The 17,697-nt window shown below is 72.6% G+C and carries 16 protein-coding genes; 10 read left to right on the forward strand and 6 right to left on the reverse strand.

The window, feature by feature from the left end; translation table 11 throughout:
* Positions 1-78 precede the first annotated feature (78 nt).
* On the forward strand, positions 79-879 hold the full coding sequence (locus Voc01_RS09400; RefSeq protein ID WP_203926921.1) for an SAM-dependent methyltransferase: 801 nt from the start codon (positions 79-81) through the stop codon (positions 877-879).
* 248 nt (positions 880-1,127) lie between these two features.
* Here the strand turns inward: Voc01_RS09400 and Voc01_RS09405 are convergent, their stop codons facing one another.
* Both Voc01_RS09405 and Voc01_RS09410 read right to left on the reverse strand, forming a co-directional pair.
* Positions 1,128-1,511, reverse strand: coding sequence for a hypothetical protein (locus Voc01_RS09405; protein WP_203926922.1), 384 nt, complete (start codon positions 1,509-1,511; stop codon positions 1,128-1,130).
* Complete coding sequence (locus Voc01_RS09410; RefSeq protein ID WP_203926923.1) at positions 1,504-4,446, reverse strand: AfsR/SARP family transcriptional regulator; 2,943 nt, start codon at positions 4,444-4,446, stop codon at positions 1,504-1,506. The genes Voc01_RS09405 and Voc01_RS09410 overlap by 8 nt, the downstream gene beginning before the upstream one ends.
* 149 nt (positions 4,447-4,595) lie before the next feature.
* Between Voc01_RS09410 and Voc01_RS09415 the strand changes: the two genes are divergently transcribed.
* Genes Voc01_RS09415 through Voc01_RS09425 form a run of 3 tightly spaced genes read left to right on the forward strand, consistent with a single transcriptional unit; the run spans position 4,596 to position 7,476 of the window.
* Positions 4,596-5,255, forward strand: a complete 660-nt coding sequence (locus Voc01_RS09415; RefSeq protein WP_203926924.1) for a hypothetical protein — start codon at positions 4,596-4,598, stop codon at positions 5,253-5,255.
* Positions 5,252-6,583 carry a radical SAM protein gene (locus Voc01_RS09420; RefSeq protein ID WP_203926925.1) on the forward strand — a complete coding sequence of 444 codons (1,332 nt, stop codon included), beginning with the start codon at positions 5,252-5,254 and terminating at the stop codon, positions 6,581-6,583. Before Voc01_RS09415 ends, Voc01_RS09420 begins: the two co-directional genes overlap by 4 nt.
* Positions 6,571-7,476: a formylglycine-generating enzyme family protein gene (locus tag Voc01_RS09425; RefSeq protein WP_203926926.1), complete on the forward strand. Its 906-nt coding sequence runs from the start codon at positions 6,571-6,573 to the stop codon at positions 7,474-7,476. The genes Voc01_RS09420 and Voc01_RS09425 overlap by 13 nt, the downstream gene beginning before the upstream one ends.
* Here the strand turns inward: Voc01_RS09425 and Voc01_RS09430 are convergent.
* Entirely contained in the window at positions 7,457-8,572 is a 1,116-nt protein-coding gene (locus Voc01_RS09430) for an RNA ligase RtcB family protein (RefSeq protein WP_203926927.1), read from the reverse strand. The two genes, Voc01_RS09425 and Voc01_RS09430, sit on opposite strands and share 20 nt — an antisense overlap.
* A 73-nt stretch (positions 8,573-8,645) precedes the next feature.
* Between Voc01_RS09430 and Voc01_RS09435 the strand changes: the two genes are divergently transcribed.
* Genes Voc01_RS09435 through Voc01_RS09445 form a run of 3 tightly spaced genes read left to right on the forward strand, consistent with a single transcriptional unit; the run spans position 8,646 to position 12,099 of the window.
* On the forward strand, positions 8,646-9,101 hold the full coding sequence (locus tag Voc01_RS09435; RefSeq protein ID WP_203926928.1) for a helix-turn-helix transcriptional regulator: 456 nt from the start codon (positions 8,646-8,648) through the stop codon (positions 9,099-9,101).
* Positions 9,102-9,106: 5 nt separating this feature from the next.
* The gene (locus Voc01_RS09440; protein ID WP_203926929.1) at positions 9,107-9,514 is read left to right on the forward strand and encodes a VOC family protein; all 408 of its coding nucleotides are present in this window, start codon (positions 9,107-9,109) and stop codon (positions 9,512-9,514) included.
* Positions 9,515-9,525: 11 nt separating this feature from the next.
* Positions 9,526-12,099, forward strand: coding sequence for an ATP-binding cassette domain-containing protein (locus Voc01_RS09445; RefSeq protein ID WP_239160073.1), 2,574 nt, complete (start codon positions 9,526-9,528; stop codon positions 12,097-12,099).
* Between the two features lie 381 nt (positions 12,100-12,480).
* Here Voc01_RS09445 and Voc01_RS09450 read toward each other — a convergent pair whose 3' ends face one another.
* Both Voc01_RS09450 and Voc01_RS09455 read right to left on the reverse strand, forming a co-directional pair.
* On the reverse strand, positions 12,481-12,981 hold the full coding sequence (locus tag Voc01_RS09450) for a GNAT family N-acetyltransferase (RefSeq protein WP_239160074.1): 501 nt from the start codon (positions 12,979-12,981) through the stop codon (positions 12,481-12,483).
* A 43-nt stretch (positions 12,982-13,024) separates the two neighbouring features.
* Positions 13,025-14,494: an MFS transporter gene (locus Voc01_RS09455; protein ID WP_203926931.1), complete on the reverse strand. Its 1,470-nt coding sequence runs from the start codon at positions 14,492-14,494 to the stop codon at positions 13,025-13,027.
* Between the two features lie 107 nt (positions 14,495-14,601).
* Between Voc01_RS09455 and Voc01_RS09460 the strand changes: the two genes are divergently transcribed.
* From Voc01_RS09460 to Voc01_RS09470, 3 genes are all read left to right on the forward strand, one after another.
* On the forward strand, positions 14,602-15,198 hold the full coding sequence (locus tag Voc01_RS09460; RefSeq protein WP_203926932.1) for a TetR/AcrR family transcriptional regulator: 597 nt from the start codon (positions 14,602-14,604) through the stop codon (positions 15,196-15,198).
* Between the two features lie 95 nt (positions 15,199-15,293).
* The gene (locus Voc01_RS09465) at positions 15,294-15,902 is read left to right on the forward strand and encodes a hypothetical protein (protein WP_203926933.1); all 609 of its coding nucleotides are present in this window, start codon (positions 15,294-15,296) and stop codon (positions 15,900-15,902) included.
* Complete coding sequence (locus Voc01_RS09470) at positions 15,899-17,038, forward strand: PrsW family intramembrane metalloprotease (RefSeq protein WP_203926934.1); 1,140 nt, start codon at positions 15,899-15,901, stop codon at positions 17,036-17,038. The genes Voc01_RS09465 and Voc01_RS09470 overlap by 4 nt, the downstream gene beginning before the upstream one ends.
* Here Voc01_RS09470 and Voc01_RS09475 read toward each other — a convergent pair.
* Positions 17,029-17,661, reverse strand: a complete 633-nt coding sequence (locus tag Voc01_RS09475) for a hypothetical protein (RefSeq protein ID WP_203926935.1) — start codon at positions 17,659-17,661, stop codon at positions 17,029-17,031. The genes Voc01_RS09470 and Voc01_RS09475 overlap by 10 nt on opposite strands.
* Positions 17,662-17,697 lie beyond the last annotated feature (36 nt).

The following is a 17,697-nucleotide window of genomic DNA, read 5'->3' on the forward strand; positions in this document are numbered from 1 at the left end:
GCCCGCGGCCGGTCACAGCACGTGTTGCTACCATCGACGCGCGTAACCGTGACGGGGTCCTTCTTCGAAAGAGGTGCGATGGACAGGCCGGGCTGGGTGGCCGACGAGGTCGACATCACGGTGCCGAACGCGGCCCGGATCTACGACTTCGCGCTGGGCGGTTTCCACAACTTCGAGGTCGACCGGCAGTTCTTCGAGGCCGCGGAGCAGGCGTGGCCGAACCTCCGGCTCGTCGCACACGCCAACCGCGCCTACCTGCGGCGCGTGGTGCAGTGGCTGACCGACGCCGGGATCCGGCAGTTCCTCGACGTCGGCTCCGGCATCCCGACGCTAGGCAACGTGCACGAGGTCGCCCAGCGCACCGCGCCCGACGCCCGCGTGGTGTACGTCGACGTCGACCCCGTGGCCGTCTCACATGGACAGTCGATCCTCGCCGACAACCCGAACGCCTGCGCGATCCGCGCCGACCTGCGCAGGCCGGAGGAGATTCTCGGCCACCCCGACGTCGCCTCGGTCATCGACCTCACGCAACCGGTCGCGGTCCTGCTGATCGCGGTGCTGCACTTCGTTCCGGACGACGACCGGCCCGCCGAGATCATCGCCAGCTACCGCGACGCGATCGCCAGCGGGAGCTACCTCGCGATCTCGCACGGGGTCACCGACCCGGCGCCGAGCGACGAGCAGGAGCGGGTCCGCGACCTGTACCGGCGCACGCCGACGCCGATCTCCACCCGCACCCCGGAGGAGATCGCCGCGATGCTCGACGGCTTCGACCTCGTGGAGCCGGGCATCGTCCCGGTGACCGAATGGCACCCGGAACCCGGCTCCGACGAGGAGCCCCAACGCGACATCGTCGCCGCGGTGGGTCGCCGGCCCTAGATGATCGATTCCGAGGGCTCGGACGTCCGTCCGCCTGTTTCGTGATGAATGTCGGGAGCTCCGCCATACCGATACGTCGATGATCGTGAGCGGGTGGGAGGCTATGAACATCAACAAGCGTTTGTGATGTTCGTAGCCTCCCACCCATCGGCATCGGTTGATGGCCGATGGTCCCGTGCGGGTCGCGGAACAGCCATCAAACAGGCAAAACGCCCAGTCATCCCGTGCCAGGCCTTGGAATCAATCATCTAGGGGTGCGGGACGACCACGACCTGGTGCTCGTCCTCGTAGACGACGCGGCCGGGGTCGTTCGACCGGACCAGCACGCACGGCACGCCGTGGGCGGCGAGGATCGCGAGGTAGCCGTCGACGCGGTGGATCACGTCCGTCGCCGACTCCTTGAACCACGCGGCCGCGCCCGGGTTGAGGGCACGGTCGTAGACCGTGGCGTCCACGGTGGACGGATCGGTGACGGTGGCCTCGTACCAGGCATTGTGGACGCGCCGGAACTCCGCCTGCTCGGCGGTCAGCACGCCGGCGGTGGCCAGACCGTTCACCAGCCCGAAGACGCCGGGGAAGAACCCGCGACGGTTGCGGGTCGGGCTCTGGTAGCGCAGATACCTGCTAGTCAACGGGTGCGGCTCCCAACTCGGCCAGCGCGGCACGCGCGCGGACCTGCTCGTCGTGGTCCTGGGTCTCAGCGGCGATCGCCAGCGCGGCCCGGTGGCACTCCAGCGCCTCCGGGTGCCGGCCGAGGGCGCGCAGCGCCTCGCCCATGCGGTTGCGGGCACTGGCCTCACCGTAGCGGTGACCGATCTCCTGGAACATGCGCAACGCCGTGTGCAGCTCGTCCATCGCCGCGTCGGGGTCGCCGAGCCGCAGCTTCACCTGGCCCAGGTTCGTGCGGACCATCGCCTCGCCGATGCGGTGACCGGCGGCCAGGAACAACGGCAACGCCTCGGCGAGCCGCTCGCCGGCCCGGCGGTGGTCGCCCAGGGCGCACAGCACGTCGCCCAGGTTCGACAGGGCCGCGGCCTGCCCGGTCGGCTCGACGACGTCGCGGAAGAGCGTGTACGCCCGCTCGAACGCGTCGGCGGCGCGCTTCAGCTCGTCCTGTCCACTGTAGGCATTGCCGAGGTTGACGAGCACGATCGCCTCGCCGCGACGGTCGTCGGCCGCCCGGTACCGGGCCAGCGCGTCGCGATGGTGGCGGACCGCACCGGCGGGGTCGCCGGTCCGCTCGGCGACGATGCCGAGGGCGGACAGCGCCCGCGCCTGTCCGCGCACGTCTCCGGTGCGGTCGTGCCCGGCGAGCGCCTCCCGCAGGTGACCGGCGGCCGTGTCGTACCGGCCCAGCAACCGGTGCAGCTCCCCCACGTGCCCCAGCAAATGCGCCACCGCGACGTCGTCGCCGAGGTCGCGCGCGGCCGCCAGCGCGTACGAGTGCGCCGCGAGACCGTCGCGGTACCGGCCCGCCTCGAAGTGCCGCTGCAGGTTCGCGGCCAGCCCGATGGCCTGGCGCGGAAACCCGTGCCGCGCCGCGTACGCGCACAGCGCGCCGAGGTTGGCCTGCTCGCGGTCGAGCCAGGCGACCGCGGCGTCGGCGTCGGCGAGGTCGGGGCCACCGTGGGTGGACGGCCGGGGCAGGTACCCGCGCCACGCCGGGTACAGCAGGGCGCGGGCGCGGCACACCCCGCCGAAGTAGTGGTCGAGCAGCCGCCCGGTCGCGGCGGTGCGCGCGTCCGCGTCGTCGAGGTCGGCCGACAGCTCCTCGGCGTACGCCCGCATGAGGTCGTGCATCCGGTAGCGGCCTGCGGTCGGCCGGTCCGTCGAGCGGGGCTCGACGAGATGACCGCGGGCGAGCACGGCCAGCGCCCGGCCGGCCCGCCGACCGTCCAGTTCGGACAGTGCGGCCACCGTCGACGCGTCGAACCCGGGACCAGGGTGCAGCGCCAGCCGCCGGAACGCGAGCGCAGCCACGGGGTCCAGGTGCTGGTACGACCACGAGAGCACCTCGCGGACGGCGGCGCTGGTGTCGCCACCGACGTCGAGCAGGTCCAGCCGCCCGTGCCGGTCGGCCAGCTGCCCGACGACGCTCGCCAGGCTCTCGTGCGGCCACGACACCGCCAGCTCCGCCGCGACCCGCAGGGCCAGCGGCAGGTGCGCGCACTGCTCGACGAGCGTCACGGCGCTGCCCGGGTCGTCGGTGACCCGCGAGCCGATCAGCCGGCGCAGCAACGCGACCGCGTCGGTGGTCGGCAGCGGGGTCAGCTCGATGCGGGTCGCGCCGTCGACGGCGACCAGCCCGCCGAGGTGGTCGCGGCTGGTCACCAGCACCATGCTCGGCCCGTACCCGGGCAGCAACGGCCGCACCTGGTCGGCGCTGACGGCGTTGTCGAGCACGATGAGCAGCCGCCGGCCGGCCGACCCGGTACGGAACAACGCGGCCCGTCCGGCCGGGTCGTCGGGCAGCTCGGACTCGGGTCGGCCCAGCGCCACGCACAGGTGCCCGAGCCCGTCGGCGGCGGACAGCGGCGTACCCGTGCCGTAGCCGCGCAGGTCGAGGTACAGCTGCCCGTCGGGGAACAGCTCGCGGACGTGGTGCGCCCACCGCACCGCGAACGCGGTCTTGCCGACACCGGGCGCGCCGCAGACCACCGCGGTGGCCGGCGCCTCACCGGCGGCGGCCCGCAGCCGGTCGAGAACGTCGAGCTCGGCACCGCGTCCCACGAAGGCGGGCACCCCGGCGGGCAGCTGCCGCGGCGGGTCCCGCGGCGCCGGTTCCGCGGCGGCCGGACCGGTTCCGGAACCGCTTCCGGACCCGCGCAGGACCTCGCCGAGCGCGGCCTCGAGCTCCGGGCCGGGCGCCACGCCGAGCTCGTCGGACAGCCGGCTCCGGGCCCGGTGGAAGACCTCGAGGGCCTGCGCGCGCTGTCCGGTCGCCCAGTACACCCGCACCAGCCGCGCCTGCGCCGACTCGTCGAGCGGGTGCTCCGCCGCGTCGGCCACGGCGGCGCCGACCACCCGGGCGCCGCCGCCGGTGCCGACCATGGCGTCGACGTAGCGGGCCAGGGTCCGCCGCCGGTCGAACCCGAGGCCCTCCACCCAGCGATGGCGGGCCAGCGCCGGGAGGTCGGCCAGGGCCGGTCCGCGCCACAACGCGAGCGCGTCACCGAGCAGGCGCGCCACCTCGGTGGGCCGGTCCTGCCGCTCGGCGTCGTCGGCGGACGCGACCAGCTCGCGGAAGTGCGCCAGGTCGACGCTGGCGCCGTCGGTGACGAGCCGGTAGCCGTCGCCGACCGTGCGGATGCGGCGGCTGGGCGCGCGGGCGCCGCGGGTCGGCTCAAGGATCCGGCGCAGGTGCATGACGTGCGACTGCACCACGTTCGTGGCGGTGGTCGGCGGGGCGTCGCCCCACAGCGCGTCGACGATCTCCGACCGGGTGACCGGACGGTCGCCGGCCAGCACCAGCAGGCCCAGCACCGCGCGCCGGCCCGGCGGGCCGAGCGGGATCTCGTCGGTGCCGTGCCAGACCCGGACCTGCCCGAGAACCCGCACCACCAGCACCAGAGAACCTCCGACACGGCATCCACATACATGGATCGCCGACCGTCGAGCCTAGTGTCGGGCGCTCACGCCGTGCAACCCGGAGCCGGGACCGGCTGGCCCGGCCGGCGTACAGTGACCGCGGCCCACTCGACGAATCGGGAGGTCACATGGCCGACCGGGATCTGAAGCTGAACTCGCTGTCGCGGTACTCGAAGGAGTCGCCGCTGCTGATCCTCGAGGAGCACGGGCACTGCGAGGTTCCGGCCGGCTGCGGCGGGGTCGTGCTGCGGTGGCGCGACCCCCGCGCGGGCGTGCCGCTCCTCATGCGGATGTACGCCGAGGGCGAGTGCACGGTCCTCCTCGACGGGCAGGCGCCGCCGGCGGCCCGCACGGTGGTGCCGTACGGCGAGCACGTGCTCGGGTTCGTCGTGTCCGGCTTCGACCCGGCGTACCTCGTGCTGATGTTCCGGATGGCCAACGACCCGCCGTCGCGCGGGGTGTCGCGGCCCGTCACGCCGTTCCAGGTCGTCACGGCGGCCGACGGCAGGTGGCGGTACACAGTGGACGATCCCACCGACGGGACCACCGACGGGACCACCGACGGGGCCTGGGCGCGGCCCGGGTTCGACGACGGCGCCTGGGCCGGGCTGGTGCACCGGCCCGACCGCCGCCCACCCGACGACCCGAAGCGGGACCTCGGGTCCTACCGCGTCGACCGCCTCGCCCGGGACGGCGCCGTGGGGCTCGGCGTCCCGGATGAGGCGGGCGCAGCGGCCGCGCCGACCCTGTGGATCCGGCACGCCTTCACGATCGGGGCGCCGGCGTGAGCGGCCCGCTGGTGCTCGTCCCGCAGTTCTTCGGCAGCCTCGTGTTCGACCGGCGGACCTCGCGGTACCTACCGTTCGACGCCGACGCGACGACCGTACTCCTGGCCCTGCGCGACGCGCCCATCGACGCCGTGCTCGCCACCGCCCGCGACGACGCGCACCGCGAGACGATCGTGCGCTTCTTCGAGCACTTCTACGACCTCGGCTTCTTCACCGTCGGCACCCGCTTCGCGGGCGTGGCCCTCGACCTGGACCCGCCGGCCGACCATCTCGTGGGCCCGCTGGCCGTGCACCTGGAGGTCGTGTCGGCCTGCAACCTCACCTGCACCCACTGCTTCGCCGGCGACCTGCCACGCCGCGAGCGGCGGCTCACACTCGACGACCTCGACCGGCTGTTCGCCGAGATGGCGGCGCTCGGCAGCTTCCGGCTCGGGCTCACCGGCGGCGAGCCGTTGCTGCGCAAGGACCTCTTCGAGATCATCGACCTGGCCGTGGGGCACGGGCTGGCGCCGTGCGTCACCACCAACGCGTTGCTGCTCACCGAGGACATCGCCCGCGAGTTCGGCCGGCGCGACCTGGTGTGGCTCAACGTCAGCCTGGAGGGCGCCACCGCGGCGACCAACGACCGGGTACGGGGCGAGGGGACGTTCGACCGCGTGCTCGACAAGCTGACGCTCCTGCGCCGGCACGCCCGGTTCACGCTCGCCTTCACGGTCATGCGCACCAACGTCGACGAGATCGACGCGTGCGCCCGGCTCGCCCGCGACGTCGGCGCCGACACCGCCGTGTTCCGCCCGCTGTACCCGGTGGGCGTGGCGACCCGGCACCGCGAGCTGATGCCGAGCTTCGCCGAGTACAACGCCGCGTTGAACACGCTCGCCGACCTCGACGAGACCGTGCACCTGCGGCAGGTCGACCCGTTCGGGCCGTACTCCCGGGCCGGAACCCAGTCGGTGGTGCACCAGAACTACGGCTGCGGCGCCGGCAACCTGGTCTGCTCGGTGTCGGTCTCCGGCGACGTGAACCCGTGCAGCTTCCTCGGGCCGGCGTTCGTCGCCGCGAACGTGCGCGACAGCACGCTGGCCGGGATCTGGCGCGACAGCGCCGGGTTCCGGGCGATCCGCGCGCTCCCCCACACCGACCCGGCCGGCACCCGCGGGAACACGGCCACGTTCGCCGGCGGCTGCCGCGCCCGCGCCCTGGTGCTCAACGGCTCGGTCAACGCGCCCGACCCGTGGATCGACGGGCAGGTCGACCTGGAGCGGCACACGCCGGCCACCGTCCACAACCCACTGTCGATCGTGGACATCAGCGCATGGAACCGCTGACCGTCGTCGAGGAGCACGGCATCCGGTTCCGGTACGTCCCGGCCGGCCCGTTCCTCATGGGCTCCGAACACGGCGACCCCGACGAACGCCCGGTCCACGAGGTCACCCTCGACGCCTACTGGCTCTCCGAGACCCCGGTCAGCTGGTCGACCTACTGCGACCTGATGGGCTGGCACACACCACCCCGCGGCGTGCCACGCCACGACTTCGACGGCTTCCTGCTCTGGGAACAGAACAAGATCCGGCGCCGGTACTGCCTCGACGAGAAGCAGGCGGACACCGACCTGTTCGGCACCGCCTCGCTGGAGCAGGTGGTCGAGTGGGAGGCCGAACTGGCGCGGCACGGCGTCGTGCTGCCGGCCGACGCGCGCCGCCCACTGCGGTACGACACCAAGCCGATGGTCAGCGTCGGGTGGCAGGACGCCGAGGAGCTGTGCGCCCGACTGTCCACAGCGGACGTCCGGTACTCGTTGCCCACCGAGGCCGAGTGGGAGAAGGCCGCCCGCGGCGGGCTCACCGGAAAGCGCTACCCGTGGGGCGACGAGCCGCCGACCCCCGGGCGCTGCGACTTCGACCACCTCGGCTCGGCCCGGATCGCCCCGTCCCGCGACCTGCCGCCCAACGGCTACGGCCTGTACGGCATGAGCGGCGGCGTCTGGGAATGGACGGCCGACTGGTACGACTCACGGTCCTATGTGGAGGGATCGGGCGGCGGCGGCGAGGAACGGGTGCTACGAGGCGGCTCCTGGGCCGACTGCGCCGAGGCGGTGACGGTGTCGTTCCGGATGTCGCGCCGGTCGGCGCCCTGGAACGCGGACTGGTGGGGCGGGAACGTCGCGCCGAACATCGGGTTCCGGCTGTGCCGGAAGGACGTCAGCGGCGGCGACCCTTAGGCGCCACGTCGGGCGTCTTGTACGTCACCAGCGGCACCGTGGTGACCACCGGCGTCGCCAGCCCGTGGTCGACGAGGTCGCCGACGACCTGCTCGATGCGCTTGTACGCGGTGGGCGCCTCCTCGAACAGCAGCTGCCGGTCGCCGCACACCACCACCGACCCGACCGGCGTGCGCCGCAGCTCCTCCACCGTGTGCTTGGCCTTGCCGCGCTTGAGCGCGTCGGCCCGCGACATCTTGCGGCCCGCGCCGTGCGCCACGGAGAAGTTCGCGTCGGGACCGGCGTGCGCGGCCACCACGTACGACCGCGTACCCCGCGTGCCGGCGATCAGGACGTCGGTGCCGTCGCCCGGAGCCGCGCCCTTACGGTGCAGGTAGCCGCCGTCTGTCACCTCGACCAGGTTGTGGCACTGGTCGACCACCGGCTCGCTGACCGGCGCGCCCAGCGCCTCCGCGGTGCGCGCCGCGAGCACCCGCCGGTTGAGCGACCCCCACCGCACCGCCTCGTCGTGCGCGGCCAGGTACGCGGCCGGATCGTCGGACGGACCGGCACCGAGCCGCTCGGTGTGCGCGCGCAGGATCCGCTCGCCGTGACCCCGCGATCCACTGTGGACGATGAGCACGAGCTCGCCGGCGGACAGCCCGATCCGGGCGGCGTGGCCGGCGTCGAGAACCGGCTCGACCCGGGCGAGCTCCACGAAGTGGTTGCCCCGCCCGACCGTGCCGAGGCCATCCTCCCAGCCACCGGGCAGGCCGCCGAACGCGTCGACGACGTCCCACGCGGGGTCGTCGTCGTCGAGCCCGCGGTCGAGGTTCGGGAACCGGCCGGCGAGCTGCTCGGGCACCGCCTTCTTCAGGCGGAACGGGAACACCGCGATGCCGCACCCGATGTCGGACCCGACCAGGTGCGGGTACAGCACGCTCGACAGCATCGCCGCACCGATCGGCGCGCCCTTGCCCGGATGCAGGTCGGGCATGCCGGCGACGTGACGCATGCCGTCGAACGCGGCGACCTGGTGGCACTGGTCGACCGCGTCGGACTCGATCCAGCTCGTGGACGCGGCGAACACGGTGACGGTGGCGGTGGTGGTAGACAAGGGGTTTCTTCCTCGTAGAACGAATTCCCACTGTCGCGCGCTCACGTGGGTCCCGGCAATTTATTATCGACCGATGACCGGGACCGCCGGACGCACCCCGGCCGAGGCGCAGCATCTGCGCGACCTGGCGCGGCTGCGGCGCGTGCGCGACCGGATCGACCGGGAGTACGCGCAGCCGCTCGACGTCGAGGCGCTCGCGCGCGGCGTGAACATGTCCGCCGGACACCTCAGCCGGCAGTTCCGGGCCGCATACGGCGAGTCACCGTACTCGTACCTGATGACGCGGCGCATCGAGCGCGCCATGGCGCTGCTGCGACGGGGCGACCTGAGTGTGACCGAGGTGTGCTTCACGGTGGGCTGCTCGTCGCTGGGCACGTTCAGCACCCGGTTCTCCGAACTGGTGGGGGTGCCGCCCAGCGTCTACCGGACCGAGCACGCACCGGCGGATCTGCCCTCGATGATCACCAGGCAGGTGACCCGACCGATCAGGAATCGAGAAGCCCGGTCGGACCCGGCGCCACTAGCCTGAGCAGCATGGACATCAACATCTCCGCGAGCTTCCTGCCGCACGACGACGCCGACGCGGCCATCGCCTTCTACCGCGACAAGCTCGGCTTCGAGATCCGCAAGGACGTCCGGTACAACGGAATGGTCTGGCTGACCGTCGGACCGCCCGACCAGCCGCAGACCTCGATCGTGCTCCACCCGCCGGGCGCCGACCCCGGCATCACCGCCGACGAGCGCCGCGTCATCACCGAGATGATGGCCAAGGGCACCTACGGCGGCCTCCTGCTGGCCACGAAGGACGTCGACGGCACCTTCGAGAGGCTGCAGGCCACCGACATCGACATCGTCCAGGAGCCGACCGACCAGCCGTACGGCATCCGCGACTTCGCCGTGCGCGACCCGGCGGGCAACCTTCTGCGTATCCAGCAAGCCTGAGGAGCGACCGCATGCATCCCGCCGATTCCCACGACCTGCTCCGCGTGCAGGGCGCCCGGGTGAACAACCTGAAGGACGTGTCCGTCGAGCTTCCCAAGCGGCGGCTCACGGTGTTCACCGGCGTGTCCGGGTCGGGCAAGAGCTCGCTGGTGTTCGGCACGATCGCGGCCGAGTCACAGCGGATGATCAACGAGACCTACAGCGCGTTCGTGCAGGGGTTCATGCCGTCTCTGGCCCGGCCCGACGTCGACCTCCTCGACGGGCTCACCACCGCGATCATCATCGACCAGGAGCGGCTGGGCGCGAACCCCCGCTCCACGGTCGGCACCGTCACCGACGCCAACGCGATGCTGCGCATCCTCTTCAGCCGCATCGGCACGCCGCACATCGGCTCGGCACAGGCGTTCTCGTTCAACGTCGCGTCGATCTCGGGCGCCGGCGCGGTGACCGTCGAGAAGCACGGCCAGAAGGTCAAGGAGCGGCGCAGCTTCAGCATCACCGGCGGCATGTGCCCACGGTGCGAGGGCCGCGGCTCGGTGTCGGACTTCGACCTCACCGCGCTCTACGACGAGAGCAAGTCGCTCAACGAGGGCGCGATCACCATCCCCGGCTACAGCATGGAGGGCTGGTACGGCCGGATCTTCCGCCAGTCGGGCTTCTTCGACCCGGACAAGCCGATCGCGAGGTACACCAAGCGCGAGCTGAACGACCTGCTGTACAAGGAACCGACGAAGATCAAGGTCGAGGGGATCAACCTCACGTACTCGGGACTGGTCCCGTCGATCCAGAAGTCGTTCCTGTCCAAGGACGTCGAGGCGATGCAGCCGCACATCCGGGCGTTCGTGGAGCGGGCCATCACGTTCCAGACGTGCCCCGACTGCGACGGCACCCGCCTCACGTCCCTGGCGCGATCGTCCCTGATCAAGGGCGCTTCGATCGCCGACGTGTGCCGGATGCAGATCTCGGATCTGGCGTCGTGGGTTTCGGACATTTCGGATAAAGGGGTCGCGCCGCTGGTGGCGGGGCTGCGGCACCTGCTCGACTCGTTCGTCGAGATCGGGCTCGGGTACCTGTCGCTGGAACGGCCGTCGGGCACGCTGTCGGGCGGCGAGGCCCAGCGGGTCAAGATGATCCGCCACCTCGGCTCGTCGCTCACCGACACCACGTACGTGTTCGACGAGCCGACGATCGGGCTGCACCCGCACGACATCGAGCGGATGAACAACCTGCTGATCCGCCTGCGCGACAAGGGCAACACGGTGCTCGTCGTCGAGCACAAGCCCGAGGCGATCGCGATCGCCGACCACGTGGTCGACCTCGGACCGGGCGCCGGCACGGCCGGCGGCACGATCTGTTACGAAGGCGACCTGGACGGTCTCCGGAAGAGCGATACGGTGACCGGCCGGCACCTGGACGACCGGGCGTCCCTGAAGCCGTCCGTGCGTTCCTCCAGCTCCGCGCTGGAGATCCGTGGCGCGTCCGCGAACAACCTGCAGTCCGTGGACGTGGACATTCCGCTCGGCGTACTCGTGGTGGTGACCGGCGTGGCCGGCTCGGGGAAGAGCTCGCTGATCCACGGCTCGGTCGCCGGCCGCGACGGCGTGGTCGCCATCGACCAGGGTGCGATCAAGGGCTCGCGGCGCAGCAACCCCGCCACCTACACCGGTCTCCTCGAACCGATCCGCAAGCAGTTCGCGAAGGTCAACGGCGTGAAGCCGGCGCTGTTCAGCGCGAACTCCGAGGGCGCCTGCCCGGCCTGCAACGGCGCCGGCGTGATCTACACCGACCTCGGGATGATGGCGGGCGTCGCGTCGCCGTGCGAGGAGTGCGAGGGCAAGCGGTTCATGGCCGAGGTGCTCGAGTACAAGCTCGGCGGCCGCGACATCAGCGAGGTGCTGGCGATGTCGGTGGCGTCGGCCGAGGAGTTCTTCGGCGCCGGCGAGGCCCGGATCCCGGCGGCGCACGCTATTCTGACGCGCCTCGTCGACGTCGGACTGGGTTACCTCAGTCTCGGGCAGCCCCTCACCACGTTGTCGGGCGGCGAGCGGCAGCGGCTGAAGCTGGCCACGCACATGGGCGAGAAGGGCGGCGTCTACATCCTCGACGAGCCCACGACGGGCCTGCACCTCGCCGACGTGGAGCAGTTGCTCGGCCTGCTCGACCGGCTGGTCGACAGCGGCAAGTCGGTGATCGTGATCGAGCACCACCAGGCCGTCATGGCCCACGCCGACTGGATCATCGACCTGGGCCCCGGCGCCGGCCACGACGGCGGGCGCGTCGTGTTCGAGGGCACGCCCGCCGATCTGGTGGCGGAGCGCTCGACGTTGACCGGCGAGCACCTCGCGGACTACGTCGGCGCCCCGGCGAACGGCCGCAAGCCGGCGACCAGGACCCCCGCCAAGGCACCCGCCGCGAAGACGGCCGCCGCCAAGACCTCCGCCGCCAAGGCACCCGCTGCCAAGACCTCCGCCGCCAAGACCTCCGCCGCCAAGGCACCCGCCAGGAAGGCCCCCGCCGCCGAGACCTCCGCCACCAAGGCGACTGTCAGGAAGGCTCCCGCGAAGAAGGCCCCCACCCGCCGCTGACACCCGCGACTCCCACGCCCCGAACCACGCCCTGCCCACGCCGCGTGCTCTGAACCACGCCCGGCCACGGCGCGCCGAACCACGCCCCGCCCACGCCCCGCCCACGCCGCGCCGCCGGCACCGCGCCCAGCTCCCGAACCACGCCTCGCCGCGTACTCCCGCCCCGCCCAGCGCCTCGCGGGGGCACCGGACCGCGTCGATCTTGCACTTGTGGCCGGTGCAGAACGCCCTGAAACAGGACGAAAGGGCGGCCATAACTGCAAGATCGGCGCGGTTGGGGGCGCGCGGGGGTGCGGGCGCGAGGGGGGCGCGATAGGGGGTCACACGGGCGCGCGGGGCGGCCGACCGGGGCTCGCACCTCGCCGGGGCAAGGGTGTCGGGTTACTCGGGGTTGAGTGGCTTGGTGAAGTAGACGAGGGTCCACGACCAGTCGGGGTGGCTCTCCCGGCCGGACTCGTCGTAGCCGAGGGCCCGGTAGAACGCCACCGCCTCGGGCTGGTTGTCGGCCGTGTCCAGCGCCATGCGGTGCAGCCCCAGGTCGCGGGCTCGCTGCTCCAGGGCGGCCAGCAGTGACCGGCCGATGCCCTGGCGCCTCACGGCTGGGTGCACGCGCAGCCTCCGGACCTCCGCCGTTCCCGCACCGGTGGGGCGGATGCCGCCCATACCGACCAGGTGTCCGTCCCGCTCGGCCACCAGGAAGTCGCCGCCGGCCCTGAGGTACCCGGCGGGGATGTCGGCCAGGTCAGGGAAGGCGGCCGGTGGGTCCTGGGCCGGCGGCAGCGGGAGGGGTGCGTCGGGGTCAGCGGTGGCGCCCACGTTGGGCAGGTTGTTCAGGGCCCACAGCACCGGGGCGTCGGGGGCGCGGAAACGGCGGACAGTCACCACACCCCCGACACTGCCGCATCGGGGGTGTGGCGGCCATTGCTCATCCGTCGGACACTGGCGGCCGTTGCGCGCTCACGTGCGTCACATCGAATGTGGCGCGGCGGCGCCGCGCGGACGGCAGCGCGAGGGCCGCGACGATCGCGACCACGGCGACCACCGCGCAGACCCAGAAGCCCTCGGTGAACGCGGAGTCCGACGGCAGGCCGCGCGCGTCGGTGTTGGCCGCGACCACCGCCGCGATCACGGCGGTGCCGACGCTGCCGCCGATGGTCCGCACGATCGCGTTGACGCCCGTCGCCTCGCCGGTGTGCGACGCGGGCACGGTCTCGATGATCGCGTTGGACATCGCCGCGAACGCCAGCCCGATACCGGCGCCGGTCAGCAGGCCCGAGGCGACGATGTGCCACAGCTGGTCGTGCATGACCGCCGGCAGCGTGAACGCGGCGACCACGAACACCGCGCCGAGGAACATCGGCAGCTTCGGGCCGAACCGCCGGTCGAGCAGGCCGGAGAGCGGTCCGAACACGAGCATGGTCACGGTCGTGGGCAGCAGGAACAGTCCGGCCTGCGTGACGGTCCTGCCGAACCCGTAGCCGGTCGCGGCCGGCAGCTGCAGCAGCATCGGAATGAGCAGGAACGTGCCGAACATCGCGAAGCCGAACGCCAGGCCGACCAGGTTGGTGGCCCACACGCCGCGCAGGGCGATCAGCCGCATGTTGATCAGCGGCTCCTTCACGCGCAGCTCGACCAGCACGAACGACACCAGGGCGGCGGTTCCCAGGACCAGCAGTCCGACGGTCAGCGGGTCGGTCCAGCCCCACTCGCGGCCCTTGCTGATCGCCAGCAGCAGCGACACCAGCGACACCGACAGGATCGCGGCGCCGAGCACGTCGAGGCGACCCGGCGTGCGCACGGGCGACTCCGGCACGCCGAACACCACACCCAGCATCGCGATCACGATCAGGGCCAGCGGCAGCCAGAACAGCCAGTGCCAGCTGAGGTGGTCGACGATCGGGCCGGCGGCCACGATGCCGATGCCGGCACCGATGCCGAACAGGGCCGACAGCAGACCCACGATCACGCCGACGCGCTCGCGCGGCAGCTCGTCGCGCACGATGCCGATCGACAGGGGCAGGATCGCGCCGGCCGCGCCCTGCAGGGCGCGAGCGGCGATCAGCACCACCAGGTTGGGAGCGAGGGCGGCCAGCAGCGTCCCGGCGAAGAAGATCACGAGGACCGCGAGCAGCACGCGCCGCTTGCCGACCATGTCGCCGAGCCGGCCGAGGATCGGCGTGAACACCGACGCGGCGAGCAGGTACGCGGTGAGCACCCAGCTGATGTCGCCGGTGGAGGCCCGCAGGTCCTGCGCGATCACCGGCAGCGCCGGCGCCACGAGCGACTGCAGCGTCGCGAACGCCAGGCCGCCCAGCGACAGGAACAGCACCAGGAGGGTGGCGTTGGCGTGCCGTGGTGCCCGTGTGTCGGGGCGCTCGACGACGGTCTGTGTCATGGATGGTCCCTGCATGTAAACGGCTGCTGACTTAGTAACGGTAGGGTGATCGTCTTCGTGAGTCAACGCGCGTTTACATCACATGTGACGTCGGTTACGCTGCGCACATGGATCCGCGCCGGCGCGATGCCGCACGCACGCGCAAGGCGCTGCTGGACGCGGCGAGCCGCCGCTTCGCGGCCGACGGGTACGCGTCGACCACGGTCCGCGACATCGCCGAGGACGCCGGGGTGAACGTCGCGTTGATCAACCGGTACTTCGGGTCCAAGGAGGGCCTGTTCGAGGCGTGCCTGATGAACCTGGTGGAGGAGTCGCGGCAGGAGGCGAGCACGGGTCCGGACCGGATCGCCGAGAGCATCGCGGGACTGATCGCCGGCCCGAAGGGCGACCGCGGGCACCGGGAGTTCCTGCCGCTGCTGCTACGCCGGTCCGGCGACGAGCGCATCGACCAGCTGCGGGTCGGTTTCCTGCGCTACTACACGGAGCGGCTGGCCACGGCGGCCGGCTGGCACCCCGGCGCCGGCGACGACGGGCTGCTGGTGCGGGCGCAGCTGGTGCTGGCGGCGTCGATCGGGGCGGTGGTGTTCCGCTCCGCGGGGCTGGAGCCCCTGGCGACGGCGGACGAGGGCGACCTGGTGGGGCCGATGCGTGACCTCGTGGACGCGCTGCTCCTGCGCGACACCGGTCCGTCGGCCGGGGAATGACCGGGGTGGAGCCGGCGGGCGGGAGCCCGGGTGCGCCGCCACGCGGTTCGGCGGATCGCGTTGGCATGCCGGGCCCGCGGTGCGAAGGTGTCCGCATGACGGTTGCGGATACCTGGGTGCCGGTCGAGCGGCGCTGGCTCGGGCTCGACCGGCGCACGCTGCCGGCCGCGGGCGTGGTCGCGGGGCTCATCCTGCTCTGGGCCGTGGTGATGCCCGTGGTGAACCGGGTGACGCCGGCCGACTACCCGCGCATCGGGGCCGGCGACCGGCTCGACCTCGGCGGCGGCGTCACGATCACGCCGCCGGTCGGCTGGCGGCTGGTCGAGGGGTACGTGGTCGGGTCGACCCGCACACCGGCCAGCGGCGACGCCGAGGTCGGGCAGAGCGGGGTCGTGGCGTCGGTGCACGTCGCGCCGTTCAACGGTGACGCCGACGCGCTGCTCGGACAGGCCGAGCGGATCGACTCGTCGGCGCTGCCCGGCTTCACGGTCAGCGGTGGACGCACGACCGTGCCGGCGCAGGACGGCATCACCGGCGTCGTCGAGGACTACTCCAGCGGGTCCGGGGAGGGGCTGGTGGCCGCGTACGCGTTCGACGGGGTCGGTGTCACCGTCGTGGTCGACGCCACGTCCGGCCAACTGGCCGTGCACGCCGCCGAGATCGACGCCATGCTCCGCAGCGTCGCCGGGCGGGCCGGCTCATGACCCTGGTCGACGAGCACACCGACCGCGCCACCGCGATCCGCGACTCCGGCTGGGGCGCGCGGTTCCGGCTGGTCCAGTGGCACAACGCGGCGTTCTGGGTGTTCGTGTTCGGCATGGTCGCCGGCGTCATCGAGCTGGTGCACCTGTACGGGCCGCAGCTCGGCGCGTACGGGACGGGGATCGGCAGCGGCGCGCTGCTGTTCGGCCTGTACCTGGTCCCATGGCTCTTTCTCCTGAACCACCACAACCGCCACACGGCGCTGCCGCCGAAGCTGCTGCTGGTGGCGTTCCTCTGGGGCGCGGTGCCGGCGACGTACCTCATGGGCCTGCAGGCGAACACGGCCATCCTCGCCCTGTACGGCAAGCTGTTCGGGCCGGCCTGGGCGCACGACTTCGCCGCCGGACTCACCGCGCCGGTCACCGAGGAGACCTCGAAGGCGACCGCGCTCGTGCTGCTGCTCGGCCTGGCACCGAGACTGGTACGCAGCCCCTACGACGGGCTGATCGTCGGTGCCTTCGCCGGCCTCGGCCTGCAGGTCTCCGAGGACGTGCTGTACTCGTTCAACGCCGCCGCGGCCAGCGCCTCCGACCAGCTCGGCGCGGCCTGGAGCATCTTCCTCGCCCGGGCGAGCGCCGGCATCGTCAGCCACGCGTTGTTCAGCGCCGTCTTCTGCTCCGGCCTCATGTGGATCCTCGGCCGGGGCGTGCCCCGCCACGCGGTCCGCGGCGCCCTGATGATCCTCGCGGCGATGACGGCCCACAGCCTGTGGGACAACATGGGCGCCTACGCCGGTAGCTGGTCCGGGCTGGCCATGCTGGTCCTGGCCGCGGCGGAGCTCGTGCTGCTCTGGTACACCTTCCGCCTGGCCGCCCCGCCGGAACGCGCGTGGACGCGGGCGATCCTCGCCCCCGAGGTCGACCGCGGCGTCCTCTACCAGCCCGAGGTCGACGCGGCGACCGGCAACCGGCGGGCGTTCCTGCGCTCGCTGCACGGCCGCGGCCAGCGCAGGGCCGGCAAGCACATGATCGAGGCCGCCCACGACCTGGCGAAGGCCGTGGCGCGCGCCGACGGCGGCGACTCCCCGGAGGTCGACCACGCGCGGGCCGAGATCGCGCGGATCCGCGCCTACGGCTGACGCACCAGCCGCCATCCGAGCACGCCCCACCAGACCATCACCGGGAGGTGCAGCAGGTACCCCACCTGCTCCAGGACCGGGGACGGGCCGGCCGTGCCCGTCGTCCAGGGCAGCACGACCGCGGCGAACCCGCACACCGCGGCCACGATGCCGGAGCGGCCGGCGGACGCGATGCCGGAGCGGCCGGCCGACGTCGACGCGGCGACCGCCGTGGCGGCCACCCAGAGCAGGCCGGCGAGGTTGACCATCCACTTGCCGACGACGAGCACGGCGCCCGCGACGGTGACGGTGGTCGGATCGTGGAAATCGGCCGCCAACCGGGTCACCGAGAGGTTGAACGCGTCGTGCAGAAGGCCCGCCAGCCCGGCGGCGGCGAGCAACCCCGACGGGAGCCGGCCCGCCGGCAGCGACAGCGCGGCGGCGGTGAGGGCGAGCCAGCCCAGCACGTCGAGGGCGAGCTCGAACACGTGGAGACCGGGCTTCGCGTGCACCGCGGCCAGGGTCGCGGCCGGATCGGTGGGATTCAGGGTGAGCCCCGATGGCACCACGACGGCCGCGGAGGCGACCATGGCGAGCAACGCGGCCAGCAGCAGCCCGCCGGCCGCCCGGGAGGGAAGCGTCATGGCCGGGGACGGTAGAACCCTCGCCCAGGGCGAAGG

Origin of the sequence: Virgisporangium ochraceum (assembly GCF_016863655.1) — a bacterium.
GTDB lineage: Bacteria > Actinomycetota > Actinomycetes > Mycobacteriales > Micromonosporaceae > Virgisporangium > Virgisporangium ochraceum.

Excerpts from the sequence above, each read along its gene's own strand:
- Voc01_RS09400 (WP_203926921.1), top strand. The coding sequence starts at position 79 with ATGGACAGGCCGGGCTGGGTGGCCGACGAGGTCGACATCACGGTGCCG.
- Voc01_RS09415 (WP_203926924.1), top strand. The coding sequence starts at position 4,596 with ATGGCCGACCGGGATCTGAAGCTGAACTCGCTGTCGCGGTACTCGAAG.
- Voc01_RS09425 (WP_203926926.1), top strand. The coding sequence starts at position 6,571 with ATGGAACCGCTGACCGTCGTCGAGGAGCACGGCATCCGGTTCCGGTAC.
- Voc01_RS09435 (WP_203926928.1), top strand. The coding sequence starts at position 8,646 with ATGACCGGGACCGCCGGACGCACCCCGGCCGAGGCGCAGCATCTGCGC.
- Voc01_RS09440 (WP_203926929.1), top strand. The coding sequence starts at position 9,107 with ATGGACATCAACATCTCCGCGAGCTTCCTGCCGCACGACGACGCCGAC.
- Voc01_RS09445 (WP_239160073.1), top strand. The coding sequence starts at position 9,526 with ATGCATCCCGCCGATTCCCACGACCTGCTCCGCGTGCAGGGCGCCCGG.
- Voc01_RS09455 (WP_203926931.1), bottom strand. The coding sequence starts at position 14,494 with ATGACACAGACCGTCGTCGAGCGCCCCGACACACGGGCACCACGGCAC.
- Voc01_RS09460 (WP_203926932.1), top strand. The coding sequence starts at position 14,602 with ATGGATCCGCGCCGGCGCGATGCCGCACGCACGCGCAAGGCGCTGCTG.
- Voc01_RS09465 (WP_203926933.1), top strand. The coding sequence starts at position 15,294 with ATGACGGTTGCGGATACCTGGGTGCCGGTCGAGCGGCGCTGGCTCGGG.
- Voc01_RS09470 (WP_203926934.1), top strand. The coding sequence starts at position 15,899 with ATGACCCTGGTCGACGAGCACACCGACCGCGCCACCGCGATCCGCGAC.
- Voc01_RS09475 (WP_203926935.1), bottom strand. The coding sequence starts at position 17,661 with ATGACGCTTCCCTCCCGGGCGGCCGGCGGGCTGCTGCTGGCCGCGTTG.